The organism is Streptomyces sp. NPDC059906 (assembly GCF_042730645.1).
In the GTDB taxonomy this organism is placed as follows: domain Bacteria; phylum Actinomycetota; class Actinomycetes; order Streptomycetales; family Streptomycetaceae; genus Streptomyces; species Streptomyces rubrogriseus.
This window is the reverse complement of record NZ_JBHWKU010000009.1, coordinates 115773-134926: the sequence shown is the minus strand read 5'-3', so window position 1 is coordinate 134926 and position 19154 is coordinate 115773. Positions and strand designations below refer to the sequence as shown.

Below are 19154 nucleotides of genomic sequence, written 5' to 3'. Positions count from 1 at the left end.
ACCGCGCCGTACGCCTACCCTGGCCGCATGCCCACGCTGATCCTGGTTAGGCACGGACGTTCCACCGCCAACACCGAGGGGCTGCTCGCCGGCTGGACGCCCGGCGTCGCCCTCGACGAACGCGGCGCCGCGCAGGCCGCCGCGCTCCCCGGGCGGCTCGCCGGCCTGCCGCTCTCCGAGATCGTCACCAGCCCCCTGCAGCGCTGCCAGGAGACCCTCCGGCCGCTGCTCGACGCCCGGCCCGAGCTGCGGGCCCACACCGACGAACGGATCGGTGAGTGCCACTACGGCGACTGGTCCGGCCGCAAGCTCGCCGAGCTGGGGGGCGAGCCCCTGATGGAGGTGGTGCAGGCGCACCCCTCCGCCGCGGCCTTCCCCGGCGGCGAGTCGATGCGCGCCATGCAGACCCGCGCCGCCGAGGCGGTACGCGAGTGGAACGCGCGCGTGGAGCGCGACCACGGCCCCGACGCCGTCTACCTCATGTGCTCCCACGGCGACATCATCAAATCCCTCGTCGCCGAGGCGCTCGGCCTCCACCTCGACCTCTTCCAGCGGATCTCCGTCGAGCCCTGCTCGGTCACCGCGATCCGCTACACCCGGCTGCGCCCCTTCCTGGTCCGCCTCGGCGACACGGGCGACTTCGCCTCCCTCGCCCCGCGCGAGGAGCCGTCCGGTGACGAGGCCCCGGTCGGGGGTGGTGCGGGCGCACCGTGATCGTCCGCCGCAGTAGGGTGAACCGGTCGTGGCAGTGCCCTCGATCCCGATCTTCCGCTTTCCCCGACTTCCATGGAGACAGGACGTGTCCCGTCAGGTGTTCCTCTACGACCAACCGGAACGTTTCGTGGCCGGTACGGTCGGGCTGCCCGGGCGCCGTACGTTCTTCCTCCAGGCCTCCGCCGGCTCCCGGGTGACCAGCGTGGCCCTGGAGAAGACCCAGGTCGCCGCCCTCGCCGAACGCATGGACGAGCTTCTGGACGAGGTCGTACGGCGCAGCGGCGGCAGCACCGTCGTCCCCGCCACGGCCCCCACCGGGCCCGCCGACACGGCGCCGCTGGACACCCCCGTCGAGGAGGAGTTCCGGGTCGGCACCATGGCGCTGGCCTGGGACGGCGAGGACCAGCGCATGATCGTCGAGGCGCAGGCCCTCGTGGAGCTGGACGCCGAGTCCGAGGAGGACCTGGCGGAGGCCGAGGAGAAGCTCCTCCAGGACGAGGAGAACGGCCCGCCGATGCTCCGGGTCCGCCTCACCGGCGCGCAGGCCAGGGCCTTCGCCAAGCGCGCCCTCGACGTCGTCAACGCCGGGCGGCCGCCGTGCCCGCTGTGCAGCCTCCCGCTCGACCCGGAAGGACACGTATGTCCGCGCCAGAACGGATACCGCCGCGGAGCGTGACCACCGACGCGGCCGCGGCCGAACTGCTCGCCCTGGGCGAACTGACCGTGCGCGGACGCATCCGTGACGCCTCCAACGCGGCGCTGTACTGCACGGTGACGCACGAAGGACGCGAGGCGGCCTGCGTCTACAAGCCGGTCGCCGGGGAGCGCCCGCTGTGGGACTTCCCCGACGGCACCCTCGCCCAGCGCGAGGTCGCCGCCTACGAGGTCTCCGAAGCCACCGGCTGGGGCCTGGTCCCGCCCACCGTGCTGCGCGACGGCCCGTACGGCGAGGGCATGGTCCAGCTGTGGATCGAGACCGTGCCGGAGACGGAACTGCTCGCCCTGGTGGACGAGGAGGAACCCGGGGCCGGCTGGAAGGCGATCGCCCTCGCCGAGGTCGGCGAGGGCCGCACCGCGCTGCTCGTCCACGCCGACGACGAACGGCTGCGCCGGCTCGCCGTACTCGACGCCGTGATCAACAACGCCGACCGCAAGGGCGGCCACCTGCTGCCCGCGGCGGGGGAGCGGCTCTACGGCATCGACCACGGGGTCGCCTTCAACGCCGAGAACAAGCTGCGCACCCTGCTGTGGGGCTGGGCGGGCGACCCCCTCACCGGCGAGGCCCTGGCGGTGCTCGACGCCCTCAGGCAGGCGCTGAAGGACGGCGGCACCCTGGCCATCCGGCTCGCCGCGCTCATCACCCCCGCCGAACTCGGCGCCACGCGCGCGCGGGTCGACGCCCTGCTGGCCTCCGGCAAGCACCCCGAACCGAGCGGCGAGTGGCCGGCCATCCCCTGGCCGCCCGTGTAGACCCCCGATGCCACACCGGCCGGTGGCGCGCAAGAGCGCCTCACCGGCCATCCGGCCCGGTCCGGTTCGTGTACGCGACACCCGTCCGGTTAGGCTCATGACATGCATGCCTGGCCCGCTTCCGAGGTCCCCGCCCTGCCTGGTCAGGGCCGCGACCTGAGGATCCACGACACCGCGACCGGCGGCCCCGTCACCCTCGACCCCGGTCCCGTCGCCCGTATCTACGTCTGCGGCATCACGCCGTACGACGCCACCCACATGGGTCACGCGGCGACCTACAACGCGTTCGACCTCGTGCAGCGCGTGTGGCTCGACACCAAGCGGCAGGTCCACTACGTCCAGAACGTCACCGACGTGGACGACCCGCTCCTGGAGCGGGCCGTGCGCGACGGGGTCGACTGGACCGCCCTCGCCGAGCAGGAGACCGCCCTCTTCCGAGAGGACATGACGGCGCTGCGGATGCTCCCGCCGCAGCACTACATAGGCGCCGTCGAGGCCATACCCGGCATCGTCCCGCTCGTCGAGCGGCTGCGTGACGCCGGCGCGGCCTACGAGCTGGAGGGCGACACCTACTTCTCCGTCGAGGCGGACCCGCACTTCGGCGGCGTCTCCCACCTCGACGCCGCCACCATGCGGCTGCTCTCCGCCGAGCGCGGCGGCGACCCCGACCGGCCCGGCAAGAAGAACCCGCTCGACCCGATGCTGTGGATGGCCGCCCGCGAGGGCGAGCCCAGCTGGGACGGCGGCACCCTCGGCCGCGGGCGCCCCGGCTGGCACATCGAGTGCGTCGCCATCGCCCTCGACCACCTCGGCATGGGCTTCGACGTCCAGGGCGGCGGCTCCGACCTGGCCTTCCCGCACCACGAGATGGGCGCCTCGCACGCCCAGGCCCTCACCGGCGAGTTCCCCATGGCCAAGGCGTACGTGCACGCCGGCATGGTCGGTCTCGACGGCGAGAAGATGTCCAAGTCCAAGGGCAACCTCGTCTTCGTCTCCCAGCTGCGCCGCGAGGGCGTCGACCCGGCCGCCATCCGGCTCACGCTGCTCGCCCACCACTACCGCTCCGACTGGGAGTGGACCGACCAGGTGCTTCAGGACGCCCTCGCCCGCCTCGACCGCTGGCGCGCCGCCGTCTCCCGCCCCGACGGCCCGCCCGCCGAGGCCCTGGTGGAGCAGATCCGCGAGGCCCTCGCGAACGACCTGGACTCCCCGGCCGCCCTCGACGCCGTCGACCGCTGGGCCGCCCTCCAACAGGAGTCCGGGGGCACGGACATCGGCGCCCCGGGCGTGGTCTCCCGAGCGGTGGACGCCCTGCTGGGCGTGGCCCTGTAAGACGCCCCCCGAGCTGCGGGCAGTCGTGCCGCTGGGGCGGCACGGGTGGGCGCAGGCGGCACCCGGCAAGCGCCGGTTCGCATCCCCCGCAGTGACCCGCACGGAAACGACTGAGGGGCGCTCCCACCAGGGAAGCGCCCCTCACCCATGTCCAACCGGCTCAGTCCTCCGAGGACTCCTCGTCGTCCCCGCCCGCCTGCGGCGGCTTGGGCGGCTTCGACGGCCGAGCCCGCCCACTCGGGTTGTCCCGCAGGAACGGCGTACCGGTCGGCCCGTCGCCCCCGTCCGCCGTGGCGTGCCCACCAGGCCCTCCGGGTCCGGGCCCACCGGGCCCGCCCCCGTCCCGCCGCCGCAGATACCGCTCGAACTCCCGCGCGATCGCCTCGCCCGACGCCTCCGGCAGCTCCGCCGTGTCCCGGGCCTCCTCCAGCGACTGCACGTACTCGGCGACCTCGGTGTCCTCGGCGGCCAGCTGGTCCACGCCCACCTGCCAGGCACGCGCGTCCTCGGGCAGCTCGCCCAGCGGCACCCGCACGCCGATCAGGTCCTCCAGCCGGTTCAGCAGGGCCAGCGTGGCCTTCGGGTTCGGCGGCTGCGAGACGTAGTGCGGCACCGCCGCCCACAGCGACACGGCCGGCACGCCCGCGTGCGTGCACGCCTCCTGAAGGATGCCGACGATGCCCGTGGGCCCCTCGTACTTGGTCTCCTCCAGGTCCATGCGCCGCGCCAGGTCGGCGTCCGACGTGGTCCCGCTGATCGGGACCGGACGGGTGTGCGGCGTGTCGCCCAGCAGCGCGCCCAGGACGACCACCAGCTCGACGCCCAGCTCGTGGGCGAAGCCGAGCAGCTCGTTGCAGAACGAGCGCCAGCGCATGGACGGTTCGATGCCACGGACGAGCACGAGGTCGCGCGGTTTGTCGCCGCCGACCCGGACCACCGACAGTCTGGTGGTCGGCCACGTGATCTTGCGGACGCCGTCCTCCATGAACACCGTGGGACGGTTGACCTGGAAGTCGTAGTAGTCCTCGGCGTCCAGCGCCGCGAACACCTCGCCCTTCCACTCCCTGTCGAGATGCGCGACCGCGGTGGAGGCGGCGTCACCGGCATCGTTCCAGCCCTCGAACGCGGCCACCATGACCGGGTCGACCAGCTCGGGAACCCCCTCGAGCTCGATCACCCAGCGCCTCCTTCCGACGTGCCCTCGCGTACCCCCCAACCTTACGGCGTGCCGAGGGGCCGCCCGCAGCCCCTGTGCACGGGGCAGTGAACGGATCACTGCCCCGTGCACAGGGTCCGGACACCCGCCGCGCGGTGCGGAGACGCGGGCCCTGCTACTTGTCCAGCACGTCCTGGACCTGCGCGCGGACGTCGTCCGTGGCCAGGCCGCGGATCGTCAGCGTCGTACGGCGGCGCAGCACGTCGTCCGCCGTCTCGGCCCACTCGTTGTCCCGGGCCCACACCACCTGCGCCCAGATCTCCGGGGCGTCCGGGTGGACGCGCTGCGCCAGCTCGGGGCTCTCGTTCGCGAGCCGGGCGATGTCGAAAGCGAGCGAGCCGTAGTGCGTGGCCAGGTGCCTGGCGGTGTCCGCCGCCATGCGCGGGCCGGGCGCGGAGCCGTCCACCAGCAGCCGGTGGGCGACCGCGCGCGGGTTGGCGACGCCGGGCAGCGGCAGCTTCTTCGGCAGCGACGCGATCGGCTCGAAGTCGTCGCCCAGCGGGTGGCCCGGCAGCGCCTCCAGCTTCTTCATCACCGTACGGCCGATGTGGCGGAAGGTGGTCCACTTGCCGCCCGCGACGGACAGCATGCCGCCCCGGCCCTCCGTGACGACCGTCTCGCGCTTGGCCTTCGCCGTGTCGCCGGGACCGCCCGGCAGCACCCGCAGCCCCGCGAAGGAGTACGTGATGAGGTCCCGGTCGAGCTGCTGGTCGCGGATGGAGAACGCGGCCTCGTCCAGGATCTGGGCTATGTCCTTGTCGTTGACGGCGACGTCCGCCGGGTCGCCCTCGAACTCCTCGTCGGTGGTGCCGAGCAGCAGCATGTCCTCCCAGGGGAGGGCGAAGGTGATCCGGTACTTGTCGATCGGGGTGGCCAGCGCGGCCTTCCACGGCGCGGTGCGCTTGAGCACCAGGTGCGCGCCCTTGGACAGGCGGATGGACGGGGCCGCGTCCGGGTTCTCCATGCGGCGCAGGTGGTCGACCCACGGGCCGGTGGCGTTGAGCACCAGGCGGGCGTTCACCCCGAACTCGTCGCCGGAGAGCCGGTCCTTCAGCTCGGCGCCGGTCACCCGGCCGCCCGTGAAGCGCAGGCCGGTGACCTCGGCGTGGTTGAGGACCACGGCGCCGGACTCGACCGCCGCGCGGACGGTCATCAGGGCCATGCGGGCGTCGTTCATCTGGTCGTCGCCGTACACGGCCACGGCCTTGAGGTTGTCGGTGCGCAGCTCCGGCACGTCCTGGGCGGCCCTGGCCGGGGAGAGCAGGTGGCCGACGCCGTCACCGAAGGCGGACAGCGCCGAGTACGCGAAGACGCCGGCCCCGAGCTTCGCCGCGCCGTGCGGCCCGCCCTTGTACACGGGGAGGTAGAAGGTGAGCGGGTTCGCCAGGTGGGGGGCCACCTGGCGGGAGACCGCACGGCGTTCGAAGTGGTTCTCCGCCACCAGCTTCACCGCGCCGGTCTGCAGGTAGCGCAGTCCGCCGTGGAGCAGCTTGGAGGAGGCGGAGGAGGTGGCACCGGCGAAGTCGCCGGCATCGACCACGGCCACCCTGAGGCCGGACTGCGCGGCGTGCCAGGCGGTGGAGATGCCCAGGATGCCGCCGCCGATCACGAGAAGGTCGTACGACGCCTTGGAGAGCTGCTCCCGGGTCTCGGCCCGGCTCGGGTTGGAGCCGGAGGCCGGGTGCGTCCCCAGGGCAGGCACGGACTGCAGGGTGGACTGGATGGTCATGGTGGTTCTTACTCCTCGTCAGTCTTCGTCGGCGATCCAGCCCATGGTCCGCTCGACGGCCTTGAGCCAGCTCTTGTACTCACGGTCGCGGGTCTCCGCGTCCATGCGGGGGGTCCACTCGGCGGCCCGCCGCCAGTTGGCGCGCAGGTCGTCGGTGCTGTTCCAGAAGCCGACGGCCAGGCCGGCGGCGTAGGCGGCGCCGAGGCAGGTGGTCTCGGCGACCATCGGGCGCACCACGGGGGCGTCCACGAAGTCGGCGAGGGTCTGCATCAGCAGGTTGTTGGAGGTCATGCCGCCGTCGACCTTGAGGGCGGTCAGCTCCACGCCGGAGTCCTTCGTCATGGCGTCCGCGATCTCCCGCGTCTGCCAGGCGGTGGCCTCCAGCACGGCGCGCGCGAGGTGCGCCTTGGTCACGTACCGGGTGAGGCCGGCGATCACACCGCGGGCGTCGGAGCGCCAGTACGGGGCGAACAGGCCGGAGAAGGCCGGCACGAAGTAGGCGCCGCCGTTGTCCTCGACGGTCAGGGCGAGGGTCTCGATCTCGGCGGCGGTGGAGATCAGGCCCATCTGGTCGCGCATCCACTGCACCAGCGAACCGGTGACGGCGATCGAGCCCTCCAGGGCGTAGACCGTGTCCTGGTCGCCGATCTTGTAGCCGACCGTGGTCAGCAGGCCCGAGTAGGAGTTGATGAGCTTGTCACCGGTGTTCATCACCATGAAGGTGCCGGTGCCGTACGTCGACTTGGTCTCGCCCTCGGAGAAACAGGTCTGCCCGAACAGGGCCGCCTGCTGGTCGCCGAGCGCGGAGGCGACCGGGATGCCGCCGAGCAGCTCGCCCAGGCGGCCGCCGGTGATCTCGCCGTACACCTCGGCGGAGGAGCGGATCTCGGGGAGCATCTGCATCGGCACGCCGATCGACTCGGCGATCTTCTCGTCCCACGCCATGGTGTGCAGGTTCATCAGCATGGTGCGGGAGGCGTTGGTGACGTCGGTGACGTGCTTGCCGCCGTTCACGCCGCCGGTCAGGTTCCAGATGACCCAGGTGTCCATGGTGCCGAAGAGCAGGTCGCCCGCCTCGGCGCGCTCGCGTACACCGTCGACGTTGTCGAGCAGCCAGCGGGCCTTGGGACCGGCGAAGTAGGAGGCGAGGGGAAGGCCGGTCTCGCGGCGGAAGCGGTCCTGGCCGACGTTGCGGCCGAGCTCCTTGCACAGGGCGTCGGTGCGGGTGTCCTGCCAGACGATGGCGTTGTGGACGGGCTCACCGGTGTTCTTGTCCCAGACGAGGGTGGTCTCGCGCTGGTTGGTGATGCCGATGGCCTTGATGTCGTCACGGGTGATGCCGGCCTTCTCGACCGCTGAGGCGACGACCTCCTGGACGTTGGTCCAGATCTCGGTGGCGTCGTGCTCGACCCAGCCCGGCTTGGGGAAGATCTGCTCGTGCTCCTTCTGGTCGACGGAGACGATGCGTCCGTCGCGGTCGAAGACGATGCAGCGCGAGGAGGTCGTGCCCTGGTCGATCGCGGCGATGAAGGGGCCTGCGGTGTGGGAGTCGGTCACTGTGTGCTCCTGGGGTTCCGTGGTGGGTGGCGGTGGCCGGTGCGTACGGCGCGTGGTCTGCGGCTCGATGATCGCCGAGCGGGGGCCCGCTCAGGCGAACGCGACGTTGTAGACACCTCCGGCGATCGCACCGCCGATCAGCGGACCGACGACCGGGATCCAGGCGTAGGACCAGTCGGAGCCGCCCTTGTTGGGCAGGGGCAGCAGGGCGTGCACGATGCGCGGGCCGAGGTCGCGGACCGGGTTGATCGCGTATCCCGTCGGGCCGCCGAGCGACAGACCGATGGAGACCACCACGAACCCGGTGATCAGGGCGCCCAGGATGCCGAGGCCGTTGCCCTCGTCGTTCAGGCCCTGGGTGAGGATGGCGAGCAGCAGCACGAAGGTGCCGATGATCTCGGTGGCGAGGTTCTGGACCGTGTGCCGGATCTCGGGGCCGGTGGAGAAGACGCCCAGGACCGGGCCGGCGCCCTTCTCCTGCGCCTCGACGGACTTGGCCGTCGTGTCCTGTGCGCCGGGGCCGCCGACGATCTCGCGGTCGGTGAGGTGGGCCTGGAACTGGCCGTAGTAGGCGATCCAGACCAGGACCGCGCCGATCATGGCGCCGAGGAGCTGACCCGCGAAGTAGGTCGGCGTGTTGCTCCAGTCGCCGTCCTTGATCGCGATACCGACGGTCACGGCCGGGTTGAGGTGGGCGCCGGAGAGCGGACCCGATATGTACGCCGCCGTCATGACCGCGAAGCCCCACCCGAAGGCGATGGCGACCCAGCCGGCGTTGCGTGCCTTGGAGGCCTTGAGCGTGACGGCGGCACACACGCCGCCGCCGAGCAGGATGAGCAGGGCGGTACCGATGGTCTCGCCGATGAAGATGTCGGAGCTGGACACCCGCGACTCCTTTGTCCTTCGTCCAGGGAAAGCCGAACCCCGGGTCCCTCCGGGTGTTCCGGCGCCCTCGGTGTGAGAGCGATGGCGGCCCTTGGCACTGTGGACACTCTAACGCGTATTGCCGGTAGGTGTTCGACAATGCCGACCGATGGACGCGAGTCTCGTTCGGCGTCACGCGCGCGTCAAGGGCTGTGTTATCGAAAACACGATCGTTATTGATCGTCGCGGGTTATCTATCCGCGCCGAAGGGGCGGCACGGCGGGAACGCGAAGGGCCGGAACACCCTCGGTGTCCCGGCCCGTGTCGACCCTGCGCCCTAGAACCGCCCGGCGCCCAGGTCCCGCGACACCGCGCGGGCGCAGTCCCGCACCGCCGCGACCAGCTCGGGCCGCAGCTCGCCCTCCCGGCACAGCCGTTCCACGGCCCCGGTGATGCCGACCGCGCCGACCGGCATCCGCCTGCGGTCGTGGATGGGGGCGGCGATGGAGGCGATGCCCTCCCAGGTCTCCTCGACGTCGGCGGCGTACCCCCGCGCGCGCGTGATGTCCAGGACGTGCTCGAAGCTGTCCGGTTCGCAGACGGTCCGGTCGGTGAACGCCTTGCGGTCGGCCTCCAGCGCCTCGCTGTGCGCGACCGGGTCGTACGCCGACAGCACCTTGCCCAGCGCCGTGGAGTGCAGCGGCTGCATGGCCCCGATCTCCAGGACCTGCCGGCTGTCGTCGGGCCGGAAGACGTGGTGCACGATCAGGACGCCCTGCTGGTGCAGCACCCCGAGGTGGACGCTCTCGCCGCTGGAGCGGGCCAGGTCGTCGGTCCACACCAGGGCGCGGGCCCGCAGTTCGTGCACGTCCAGGTAGGTCGTGCCCAGGCGCAGCAGCTCGGCGCCCAGCTGGTAGCGCCCGGAGGCGTCGTCCTGCTCCACGAACCCCTCCTGCTGGAGGGTGCGCAGGATGCCGTGCGCGGTGCCTTTGGCCAGACCCAGCGACGAGGCGATGTCCGACAGGCCGAGCCGCCGCTCGCCGCCTGCGAGCAGGCGCAGCATGGCGGCCGCCCGCTCGAGCGACTGGATGTTCCGTGCCATCGACCTACTGCCTCCGTCCCCTTCGACTGCCGACCTCGGCGTCGCTGACGTCGTTCGGCAATGCCGAACACTACCGGTCCATGCCGACCTCCCGCCAATGGTCGGCGGGCAACTGTTGTACTTCGGCCACCTCCCGGTGACCGCGGACGTCCCGTACGAGGTGCGTGCGCCCCGCACCTGCGCCGGGCGCGCACCGGTCGCGGGCCACCGCCGGACTGGGACGTTCCGGGCGGGGGAGGCTCGTCCGTTCGGCGGGTATTCGCCCCGCCATCCTCGTCCGTCTCGTGGACGCCCTGACCATCGGCCCCCGGTCCCGGCTACCCTGGCGGCGTGCGTTCTCCCCGGGGACGTCCACGACGGGCGGCACCGGGCAGAGGCAAAGCCGACAGCCGTCGCATCCTAGGGAGCCCTTTCATGGCCTCGTCGCCATCCACCCCGCCCGCCGACACCCGCACCCGTGTGTCCGCCCTCCGAGAGGCCCTCGCCACCCGCGTGGTGGTCGCCGACGGCGCCATGGGCACCATGCTCCAGGCCCAGAACCCCACGCTGGACGACTTCCAGCAGCTCGAAGGGTGCAACGAGGTCCTGAACCTCACCCGGCCCGACATCGTCCGCTCGGTGCACGAGGAGTACTTCGCGGCCGGCGTCGACTGCGTCGAGACCAACACCTTCGGCGCCAACCACTCCGCCCTCGGCGAGTACGACATCCCCGAGCGCGTCCACGAACTGTCCGAGGCCGGCGCCCGCGTCGCCCGCGAGGTCGCCGACGAGTTCGGCGCCCGCGACGGCCGGCAGCGCTGGGTGCTGGGCTCCATGGGCCCCGGCACCAAGCTCCCCACCCTCGGCCACGCCCCGTACACCGTCCTGCGCGACGCCTACCAGCGCAACGCCGAGGGCCTGGTCGCCGGCGGCGCCGACGCGCTGCTCGTGGAGACCACGCAGGACCTGCTCCAGACCAAGGCCTCCGTGCTCGGCGCCCGGCGCGCCCTGGACGCCCTCGGCCTCGGCCTGCCGCTCATCGTGTCCGTCACCGTCGAGACCACCGGCACCATGCTGCTCGGCTCGGAGATCGGCGCCGCGCTCACCGCGCTGGAACCGCTCGGCATCGACATGATCGGCCTGAACTGCGCCACCGGCCCCGCCGAGATGAGCGAGCACCTGCGCTACCTCGCCCGGCACTCCCGCATCCCGCTGACCTGCATGCCCAACGCCGGTCTGCCCGTCCTCGGCAAGGACGGCGCCCACTACCCGCTGACCGCGCCCGAGCTGGCCGACGCCCACGAGACCTTCGTGCGCGAGTACGGCCTGTCCCTGGTCGGCGGCTGCTGCGGCACCACCCCCGAGCACCTGCGCCAGGTCGTCGAGCGGGTCCGGGACACCGCCCCCACCGCACGCGACCCGCGCCCCGAGCCCGGAGCCGCCTCGCTCTACCAGACCGTGCCCTTCCGCCAGGACACCTCCTACCTGGCCATCGGCGAGCGCACCAACGCCAACGGTTCGAAGAAGTTCCGCGAGGCCATGCTGGGCGGCCGCTGGGACGACTGCGTCGAGATGGCCCGCGACCAGATCCGCGAGGGCGCGCACATGCTCGACCTCTGCGTCGACTACGTCGGCCGGGACGGCGTCGCCGACATGGAGGAGCTGGCCGGACGGTTCGCCACCGCCTCCACGCTGCCGATCGTGCTGGACTCCACCGAGGTCGACGTCATCCAGGCCGGCCTGGAGAAGCTCGGCGGCCGCGCGGTGATCAACTCGGTCAACTACGAGGACGGCGCCGGCCCCGAGTCCCGGTTCGCCCGCGTCACGAAGCTCGCCCGGGAGCACGGCGCCGCGCTGATCGCGCTGACCATCGACGAGGAGGGACAGGCCCGCACCGCCGAGAAGAAGGTCGAGATCGCCGAACGGCTCATCGACGACCTCACCGGCAACTGGGGCATCCACGAGTCCGACATCCTCGTCGACTGCCTGACCTTCACCATCTGCACCGGCCAGGAGGAGTCCCGGGGGGACGGCCTGGCCACCATCGAGGGCATCCGGGAACTCAAGCGGCGCCACCCGGACGTGCAGACCACGCTCGGCCTGTCGAACATCTCCTTCGGCCTCAACCCGGCCGCCCGCATCCTGCTCAACTCCGTCTTCCTCGACGAATGCGTCAAGGCCGGCCTGGACTCGGCCATCGTGCACGCCAGCAAGATCCTGCCGATCGCCCGCTTCGACGAGGAGCAGGTCACCACCGCCCTCGACCTGATCCACGACCGCCGCCGCGAGGGCTACGACCCGCTGCAGAAGCTCATGCAGCTCTTCGAGGGCGCCACCGCCAAGTCGCTGAAGGCATCCAAGGCCGAGGAACTGGCCGCCCTCCCGCTGGAGGAGCGCCTCAAGCACCGCATCATCGACGGCGAGAAGAACGGCCTCGAACAGGACCTCGACGAGGCACTCCAGGAGCGCCCGGCCCTCGACATCGTCAACGACACCCTGCTCGACGGCATGAAGGTCGTCGGCGAGCTGTTCGGCTCCGGCCAGATGCAGCTGCCGTTCGTGCTCCAGTCCGCCGAGGTCATGAAGACCGCGGTGGCCCACCTGGAGCCGCACATGGAGAAGACCGACGACGACGGCAAGGGCACGATCGTGCTGGCCACCGTCCGCGGCGACGTCCACGACATCGGCAAGAACCTCGTCGACATCATCCTGTCCAACAACGGCTACAACGTCGTCAACCTCGGCATCAAGCAGCCCGTCTCCGCGATCCTGGAAGCGGCCGACGAGCACCGGGCCGACGTCATCGGCATGTCCGGCCTCCTCGTCAAGTCCACGGTGATCATGAAGGAGAACCTGGAGGAGCTGAACCAGCGCAAGCTGGCCGCCGACTACCCGGTCATCCTCGGCGGCGCCGCCCTCACCAGGGCCTACGTCGAACAGGACCTCCACGAGATCTACGACGGCGAGGTCCGCTACGCCCGCGACGCCTTCGAGGGCCTGCGCCTGATGGACGCCCTCATCGGCATCAAGCGCGGTGTGCCCGGCGCCAAGCTGCCGGAGCTGAAGCAGCGCCGGGTGCGGGCCGCCACCGTCGAGATCGACGAACGCCCCGAGGAAGGCCACGTCCGCTCCGACGTCGCCACCGACAACCCGGTCCCCGCCCCGCCCTTCCGCGGCACCCGCGTCGTCAAGGGCATCCAGCTCAAGGAGTACGCCTCCTGGCTCGACGAGGGCGCGCTCTTCAAGGGCCAGTGGGGTCTCAAGCAGGCCCGCACCGGCGAGGGACCCTCCTACGAGGAACTGGTCGAGTCCGAGGGCCGGCCGCGGCTGCGCGGCCTGCTCGACCGGCTCCAGACGGAGAACCTGCTGGAGGCGGCCGTGGTCTACGGCTACTTCCCCTGTGTCTCCAAGGACGACGACCTGATCGTCCTCGACGACGACGGCAACGAACGCACCCGCTTCACCTTCCCCCGCCAGCGCCGCGGCCGGCGCCTGTGCCTGGCCGACTTCTTCCGCCCGGAGGAGTCCGGCGAGAGGGACGTGGTCGGCTTCCAGGTCGTCACCGTCGGCTCCCGCATCGGCGAGGAGACGGCCCGGATGTTCGAGGCCAACGCCTACCGCGACTACCTCGAACTGCACGGTCTGTCCGTGCAGCTCGCCGAGGCCCTCGCCGAGTACTGGCACGCGCGCGTGCGCTCGGAACTCGGCTTCGCCGGGGAGGACCCGGCCGAGATGGAGGACATGTTCGCCCTGAAGTACCGGGGCGCCCGCTTCTCCCTCGGCTACGGCGCCTGCCCCGACCTGGAGGACCGCGCCAAGATCGCCGCCCTGCTGGAGCCGGAGCGCATCGGCGTCCACCTCTCCGAGGAGTTCCAGCTCCACCCCGAGCAGTCCACCGACGCCATCGTCATCCATCACCCGGAGGCGAAGTACTTCAACGCCCGCTGAGGCCCCCCGGGGCCTCCCTGGCCTCACCAGGCGTTCGCGCCCCGCACGACGTACACTGGTCGGTCCACCGCAGGCCGGCTCCCTTCGTGGGAGCCGGCCTGATCGTCCCTCAAGGAGGTACGTGGATGACCAGCACGGTCCCCGCGCTCGGAACCCGTACGGCCGAAGGCTCCGCCCTGCAGGCGGTGCTCCTCGACATGGACGGCACCCTGGTGGACACCGAGGGCTTCTGGTGGGACGTCGAGCAGGAGGTCTTCGCCTCCCTCGGCCACACCCTGGACGACTCCTGGCGCCACGTCGTGGTCGGCGGCCCCATGACCCGCAGCGCGGGCTTCCTCATCGAGGCCACCGGCGCCGACATCACCCTCGCCGAGCTCAGCGTCCTGCTCAACGACGGCTTCGAGCAGCGCATCGGCCGCGACCTGCCGCTCATGCCCGGCGCCGCCCGGCTGCTCGCGGAGCTCTCCGCGCACGAGATCCCCACGGCCCTGGTCTCCGCCTCGCACCGGCGCATCATCGACCGCGTGCTCACCTCGCTCGGCCCCCAGCACTTCGCCCTGACCGTCGCCGGTGACGAGGTGCCGCGCACCAAGCCGCACCCCGACCCCTACCTGGCCGCCGCGGCCGGACTGGGCGCGGACCCGGACCGGTGCGCCGTCGTCGAGGACACCGCGACCGGTGTCGCCGCCGCGGAGTCGGCCGGCTGCCACGTCGTGGCGGTCCCCTCCGTCGCCCCCATCACCCCGGCCGCCCGGCGCACGGTGGTCGCCTCCCTGGAAGAGGTCGACCTGACATTTCTGCGTGGTCTGATGACCCGAATGCGCTAGCCCTTCACCAAGCGCGCGGCGGCGTTGGCGCGGCAATTCCGAGAAGGGCCGCGCGGCACGGCCCGACGGATGTTCACCGACCATTTCCACCGCCCCGGGTGGCCGAATTCCAGCAGCAGCCGACAAAGACCAGCTGTGATGTTCGCCACGCAACCAGGGGTCGACAGTGGGGCGCCGGTGTGCTGCTTCCCGCTTCGCGAACGTTGTCGAGGAACCTTTGTGTCCTGATTGATGAAACCCTGCACGAATCCTTCCACTGTCGGGTTTTCGGTGTGTCCACACCCGGTTTCGCTCCGTGATGAGCCCTCAACTCCGGTGGCTGCGAGCGCCCGTGCGGGCGCGGACTAACCTCGTCGCGAGAACATCGGCCACTACCCCCGTGATCCGCCGCGACACCCCTGCATGCCGGATACACGGACCGACAGCTCTGGAGAAACTCGAGCATGAACCGCAAGACTTTGGTGCTGCCGGCCGTCGTCGGCCTGCTCGCGCCGGTGCTCGCCGCCTGCGGCGGGTCGGACAGCGGCAGCGGCGACGGGGACGCGATCGCCGTCGGCACCACGGACGGGTTCAGCGTCTCGAAAGAGATCACCGCGCCCTTCGACCCGGCGTACGCCTATGACGTCGGCGCCTGGAACATCATGCGCCAGACCTCGCAGACGTTGATGGTGCTGCCCCGCGGCGACGGCGAACCCGTGCCCGAGGCCGCCCAGCAGTGCGGATTCACCGACACCGGCAACGAGCGCTACGCCTGCACCCTGCGCGACGGCCTGGAGTTCGCCAACGGCGACCCCGTCACCGCAGAGGACGTGAAGTACTCCATCGAGCGCGTCCGGAAGATCGACGCCGACACCGAGGTCGCCTCCATCCTCTCCACGGTCGACACCATCGAGACGAAGGGCGACCGCGAGGTCATCTTCCACCTCAACACCGCCGACGCCACCTTCCCGTTCAAGCTGTCGACGCCGGTCGCCGGCATCGTCAACCCGGCCGACTACGAGAAGGACAAGCTGCGCGACGGCTTCGAGCTGACCGGCTCCGGCCCGTACACGATGAAGGCCGAGGTCAAGGGCGACGAGATGACCAAGGCCGTGTTCACCAAGAACCCCAAGTACAAGGGGAGTCTCAAGGTGAACAACGACAAGGTCGAACTCGTGTCCTTCGCCGACGCCGAAGCCATGGGCGCCGCCATCGACAAGGGCGACATCGACGTCATGACCCGCGCGATGACACCGGAACAGATCCAGAACCTGTCCAAGGCCACCGACGGCGACGTCGACCTGGTCGAGGTGGCCGGTCTCGAAATCCGCTACCTCGCCTTCAACACGGACGCCGCCACGGTCAAGGACAAGGCCGTCCGCGCCGCCATGGCCCAGCTCATCAACCGCAGCGAACTCGTCTCCGCGGTCTACGGATCCCAGGCCGAACCGCTGTACTCGATGGTCCCGGCCGGCATCACCGGCCACTCCAACTCGTTCTTCAACAAGTACGGCGACCCCAGTGTCGCCAAGGCGAAGGCGATGCTGGAGGACGCGGACATCACCACGCCGGTCAAGCTGACGCTGGACTACACGACGGACCACTACGGCGCCGCGACCAAGCAGGAGTTCGAGCAGCTCCAGAAGCAGCTCAACGACAGCGGTCTGTTCGACGTCGACATCAAGGGCACGCCCTGGGAGAAGTTCCACCCGGCGGAGCGGGCGCGCGAGTACGACGTCTTCGGCATGGGCTGGTTCCCCGACTTCCCGGACGCGGACAGCTTCATCGCGCCGTTCCTCGACAAGAAGAACACCCTCAACATCCCGTACTCCAACCCGGAGATCATCAACAACCTGATCCCCGCCTCCCGCGGCGAGGCCGACCGGCTCTCCGCGGTGGACACCCTCACCGAGATCCAGGACATCACCGCCAAGGACGTCCCGCTGATCCCGCTCTGGCAGGGCAAGCAGTACGTCGCCACCCGCGACGACGTCACCGGCACGGCCTACCTCCTCAACTCCTCCTCCTCGCTCCAGCTGTGGGAGCTGGGCCGGGGCGTGAGCGACTGACGCCGGCACCGGACAAGCCCGAAGGGCGCCCTCTTCCCGTCCGGAAGAGGGCGCCCTTCGCGTTGCGCGCGGGCCGCTTGCGCGCGGGCCGCGGACAGCGGCTGCGTGCCGGGAGCGGCTACTGCGCGCCGGGACGCACCAGACCGCTCTCGTACGCGTACACCGCCGCCTGCACCCGGTCCCGCAGGCCGAGCTTGGTCAGCACATGGCCCACGTGCGTCTTGACCGTCGTCTCGCTGACGAACAGGTCCGCGGCGATCTCCGCGTTGGACAGCCCGCGGGCCACCAGCTTCAGCACCTCGACCTCACGGTCCGTGAGCGTGTGCAGGGTGTCCGGCACCGGCTCGTCCCCGGAGGGCAGATGCGTGGCGTACTTGTCGAGCAGCCGCCGGGTGATGCTCGGAGCGAGCATCGCCTCGCCGTTCGCCACCACACGGATCGCCTGCACCAGCTCGTTGGCCGGGGCGTCCTTGAGCAGGAAGCCGCTGGCGCCCGCCTTCAGCGCCTCCACCACGTACTCGTCCAGGTCGAAGGTGGTCAGCACCAGCACCTTCGCCGGGCCGTCCCGCTCCGGCCCGGTGATCTGCCGGGTCGCCTCCACACCGTCCATCCGCGGCATGCGGATGTCCATCAGCACCACATCGGGCTGCAGCGCCCGCACCTGGTCGAGCGCCTGGAGGCCGTCTCCGGCCTCGCCGACGACCGCGAGGTCCTGCTCCGCCTCCAGAATCATCCGGAAGCCCGTGCGCAGCAGCGGCTGGTCGTCGACCAGTAGGACGCGGATGGCCACGTAAGTCTCCTTCTCGCTAGTCCGGCCCCATTCTGCCCTGCGCGACGGCGCCGGAGTCGGCCGCCCTCACCGGCAGCGGGTAGGGCGGGGGAGTGCCGCCGAACTCCGGACAGTGCGCCTGATGGTCGCACCAGCCGCACAGCTTCGTGGGCCGCGGCCGCCAGTCACCCGTCTCGGTCGCCAGCCGGATCGCCTCCCACAGCGCCAGCAGCTTGCGCTCGACCCGCTCCAGGTCCGCCAGGACCGGGTCGTACGTGAGCACGTCGCCGCTGCCGAGATAGACCAGCTGCAGGCGCCGCGGGACGACCTTCTTCAGCCGCCACACCACCAGCGCGTAGAACTTCATCTGGAACAGCGCGCCCTCCGCGTACTGCGGCCTGGGTGCCTTGCCCGTCTTGTAGTCGACGATCCGCACCTCGCCGGTGGGGGCCACGTCGACCCGGTCGATGATGCCGCGCAGCCGCAGCCCGGAGTCCAGCTCGGCCTCGACGAACAGCTCCCGCTCGGCGGGCTCCAGCCGGCTCGGGTCCTCCAGGGTGAACCAGCGCTCGACGAGCCGCTCCGCCTCGGTCAGCCACTGCGCCAGCCGCTCGCCCTCCGGGTCGTCCGCGAACAGCTCACCGACCTCCGGCCTGCTCTCCCGCAGCCGGTCCCACTGACCGGGGACCAGCGCCTTCGCCCTGGGCGCGGTGCGCTCGGCCGCCGGGGCGTCGAAGAGCCGCTCCAGCACCGCGTGCACCAGGGTGCCCCGGGTCGCCGCCTCGCTGGGCTTCTCCGGCAGCCGGTCGATCACCCGGAACCGGTACAGCAGCGGGCACTGCATGAAGTCGCCGGCCCGGGAGGGCGAGAGCGAGGTGGGCGGTATCACCACGGGTGCGGGCGCGGCGGCCGCGGCCGCCGTCCCCGACGCCGGGGCCCCCGGCTCCACCGCCGCGTCCGTCCCGTGCGCCGCTGCCGCCGCCGGCCGGGCCGGTGCGCCGGTGTCCTCCGCGACATCCTCGGTACTCGTCTCCATGCCCACAGACCTTACGGCCGGGCACCGACAACGACCCAGCCCGCAGGCGTGACCCGTGTGACGGATGGAAAGCAGAGGGGTGCCGGAGCGGAACGGGCGGCGACGGACGCATACCATCGGCACGAGACCCTCCCGTCCGCAGGCGGGAGACGCTTCGAACGAGGGGACACCGTGGACGTGAGCGGCGGGAGCGGGCAGCCGCGGTCCGGCAACGACGAGTCGGCCGAGCCCCAGGCACATCCCACGGCCCCGGCCGCCGACCCCACCGACTCCGCAGAGCCGGGACCCACCGGTCCCACGGCCACGGGTCCCGAGAAGCGTGGGGCCGAAGCCGCGGGCTCCGACGGACCGCGCTCCGAGGCACCGGGCTCCGAGGCGGCGGGCCCCGGGGCACCGGGCTCCGACGGATCGGGCTCCGAGGCCCCGGGCTATGGGGCACCGGGCTCCGAGACGCCGGGCTTCGACGGACCGGGCTCCGAGGCGGCGGGCCCCGGGGCACCGGGCTCCGACGGATCGGGCTCCGAGGCCCCGGGCTATGGGGCACCGGGCTCCGAGACGCCGGG

At 71.4% G+C, this 19154-nt stretch carries 14 protein-coding genes and 1 pseudogene; 8 read left to right on the top strand and 7 right to left on the bottom strand.

Annotated features, from left to right (window positions below):
* Window positions 1–27 precede the first annotated feature (27 nt).
* From ACFV9J_RS16570 to mshC, 4 genes are all read left to right on the top strand, one after another.
* Window positions 28–714 carry a histidine phosphatase family protein gene (locus ACFV9J_RS16570; RefSeq protein WP_385354716.1) on the top strand — a complete coding sequence of 229 codons (687 nt, stop codon included), beginning with the start codon at window positions 28–30 and terminating at the stop codon, window positions 712–714.
* An 85-nt stretch (window positions 715–799) separates the two neighbouring features.
* The gene (locus tag ACFV9J_RS16565) at window positions 800–1390 is read left to right on the top strand and encodes a DUF3090 domain-containing protein (protein ID WP_385354714.1); all 591 of its coding nucleotides are present in this window, start codon (window positions 800–802) and stop codon (window positions 1388–1390) included.
* Window positions 1354–2184 (top strand): SCO1664 family protein, encoded by an 831-nt coding sequence (locus tag ACFV9J_RS16560; protein ID WP_385354712.1) that lies wholly within the window; start codon window positions 1354–1356, stop codon window positions 2182–2184. The genes ACFV9J_RS16565 and ACFV9J_RS16560 overlap by 37 nt, the downstream gene beginning before the upstream one ends.
* 102 nt (window positions 2185–2286) lie before the next feature.
* The gene (mshC, locus tag ACFV9J_RS16555) at window positions 2287–3516 is read left to right on the top strand and encodes a cysteine--1-D-myo-inosityl 2-amino-2-deoxy-alpha-D-glucopyranoside ligase (RefSeq protein WP_385354710.1); all 1230 of its coding nucleotides are present in this window, start codon (window positions 2287–2289) and stop codon (window positions 3514–3516) included.
* Window positions 3517–3676: 160 nt separating this feature from the next.
* Here mshC and parJ read toward each other — a convergent pair whose 3' ends face one another.
* The 5 genes from parJ to ACFV9J_RS16530 all read right to left on the bottom strand — a co-directional run bounded on the left by parJ (window position 3677) and on the right by ACFV9J_RS16530 (window position 9984).
* Window positions 3677–4693 (bottom strand): filament polymerization regulator ParJ, encoded by a 1017-nt coding sequence (gene parJ, locus ACFV9J_RS16550; protein ID WP_385354708.1) that lies wholly within the window; start codon window positions 4691–4693, stop codon window positions 3677–3679.
* Between the two features lie 154 nt (window positions 4694–4847).
* Window positions 4848–6461, bottom strand: a complete 1614-nt coding sequence (locus ACFV9J_RS16545; RefSeq protein ID WP_385354706.1) for an FAD-dependent oxidoreductase — start codon at window positions 6459–6461, stop codon at window positions 4848–4850.
* Between the two features lie 18 nt (window positions 6462–6479).
* Window positions 6480–8018: a glycerol kinase GlpK gene (gene glpK, locus ACFV9J_RS16540; RefSeq protein WP_385354704.1), complete on the bottom strand. Its 1539-nt coding sequence runs from the start codon at window positions 8016–8018 to the stop codon at window positions 6480–6482.
* 90 nt (window positions 8019–8108) lie between these two features.
* Complete coding sequence (locus tag ACFV9J_RS16535; protein ID WP_385354702.1) at window positions 8109–8903, bottom strand: MIP/aquaporin family protein; 795 nt, start codon at window positions 8901–8903, stop codon at window positions 8109–8111.
* 316 nt (window positions 8904–9219) lie between these two features.
* Complete coding sequence (locus ACFV9J_RS16530) at window positions 9220–9984, bottom strand: IclR family transcriptional regulator (protein WP_003977167.1); 765 nt, start codon at window positions 9982–9984, stop codon at window positions 9220–9222.
* A gap of 414 nt (window positions 9985–10398) precedes the next feature.
* On the opposite strand from ACFV9J_RS16530, the gene metH reads away from it, so the two are divergent.
* From metH to ACFV9J_RS16515, 3 genes are all read left to right on the top strand, one after another.
* Window positions 10399–13911, top strand: a complete 3513-nt coding sequence (gene metH / locus ACFV9J_RS16525) for a methionine synthase (protein WP_385354699.1) — start codon at window positions 10399–10401, stop codon at window positions 13909–13911.
* Between the two features lie 125 nt (window positions 13912–14036).
* On the top strand, window positions 14037–14738 hold the full coding sequence (locus ACFV9J_RS16520; RefSeq protein WP_385354697.1) for an HAD family hydrolase: 702 nt from the start codon (window positions 14037–14039) through the stop codon (window positions 14736–14738).
* A 443-nt stretch (window positions 14739–15181) separates the two neighbouring features.
* Window positions 15182–16786 (top strand): ABC transporter substrate-binding protein, encoded by a 1605-nt coding sequence (locus tag ACFV9J_RS16515; RefSeq protein WP_385354695.1) that lies wholly within the window; start codon window positions 15182–15184, stop codon window positions 16784–16786.
* Window positions 16787–16904: 118 nt separating this feature from the next.
* On the opposite strand, the gene ACFV9J_RS16510 is transcribed toward ACFV9J_RS16515, so the two are convergent.
* Entirely contained in the window at window positions 16905–17576 is a 672-nt protein-coding gene (locus ACFV9J_RS16510; RefSeq protein ID WP_003977171.1) for a response regulator transcription factor, read from the bottom strand.
* Between the two features lie 16 nt (window positions 17577–17592).
* The gene (locus ACFV9J_RS16505) at window positions 17593–18591 is read right to left on the bottom strand and encodes a RecB family exonuclease (RefSeq protein ID WP_385354693.1); all 999 of its coding nucleotides are present in this window, start codon (window positions 18589–18591) and stop codon (window positions 17593–17595) included.
* Between the two features lie 171 nt (window positions 18592–18762).
* Between ACFV9J_RS16505 and ACFV9J_RS16500 the strand changes: the two are divergent.
* Window positions 18763–19154: pseudogene (locus ACFV9J_RS16500) on the top strand (hypothetical protein); the annotation flags it as partial.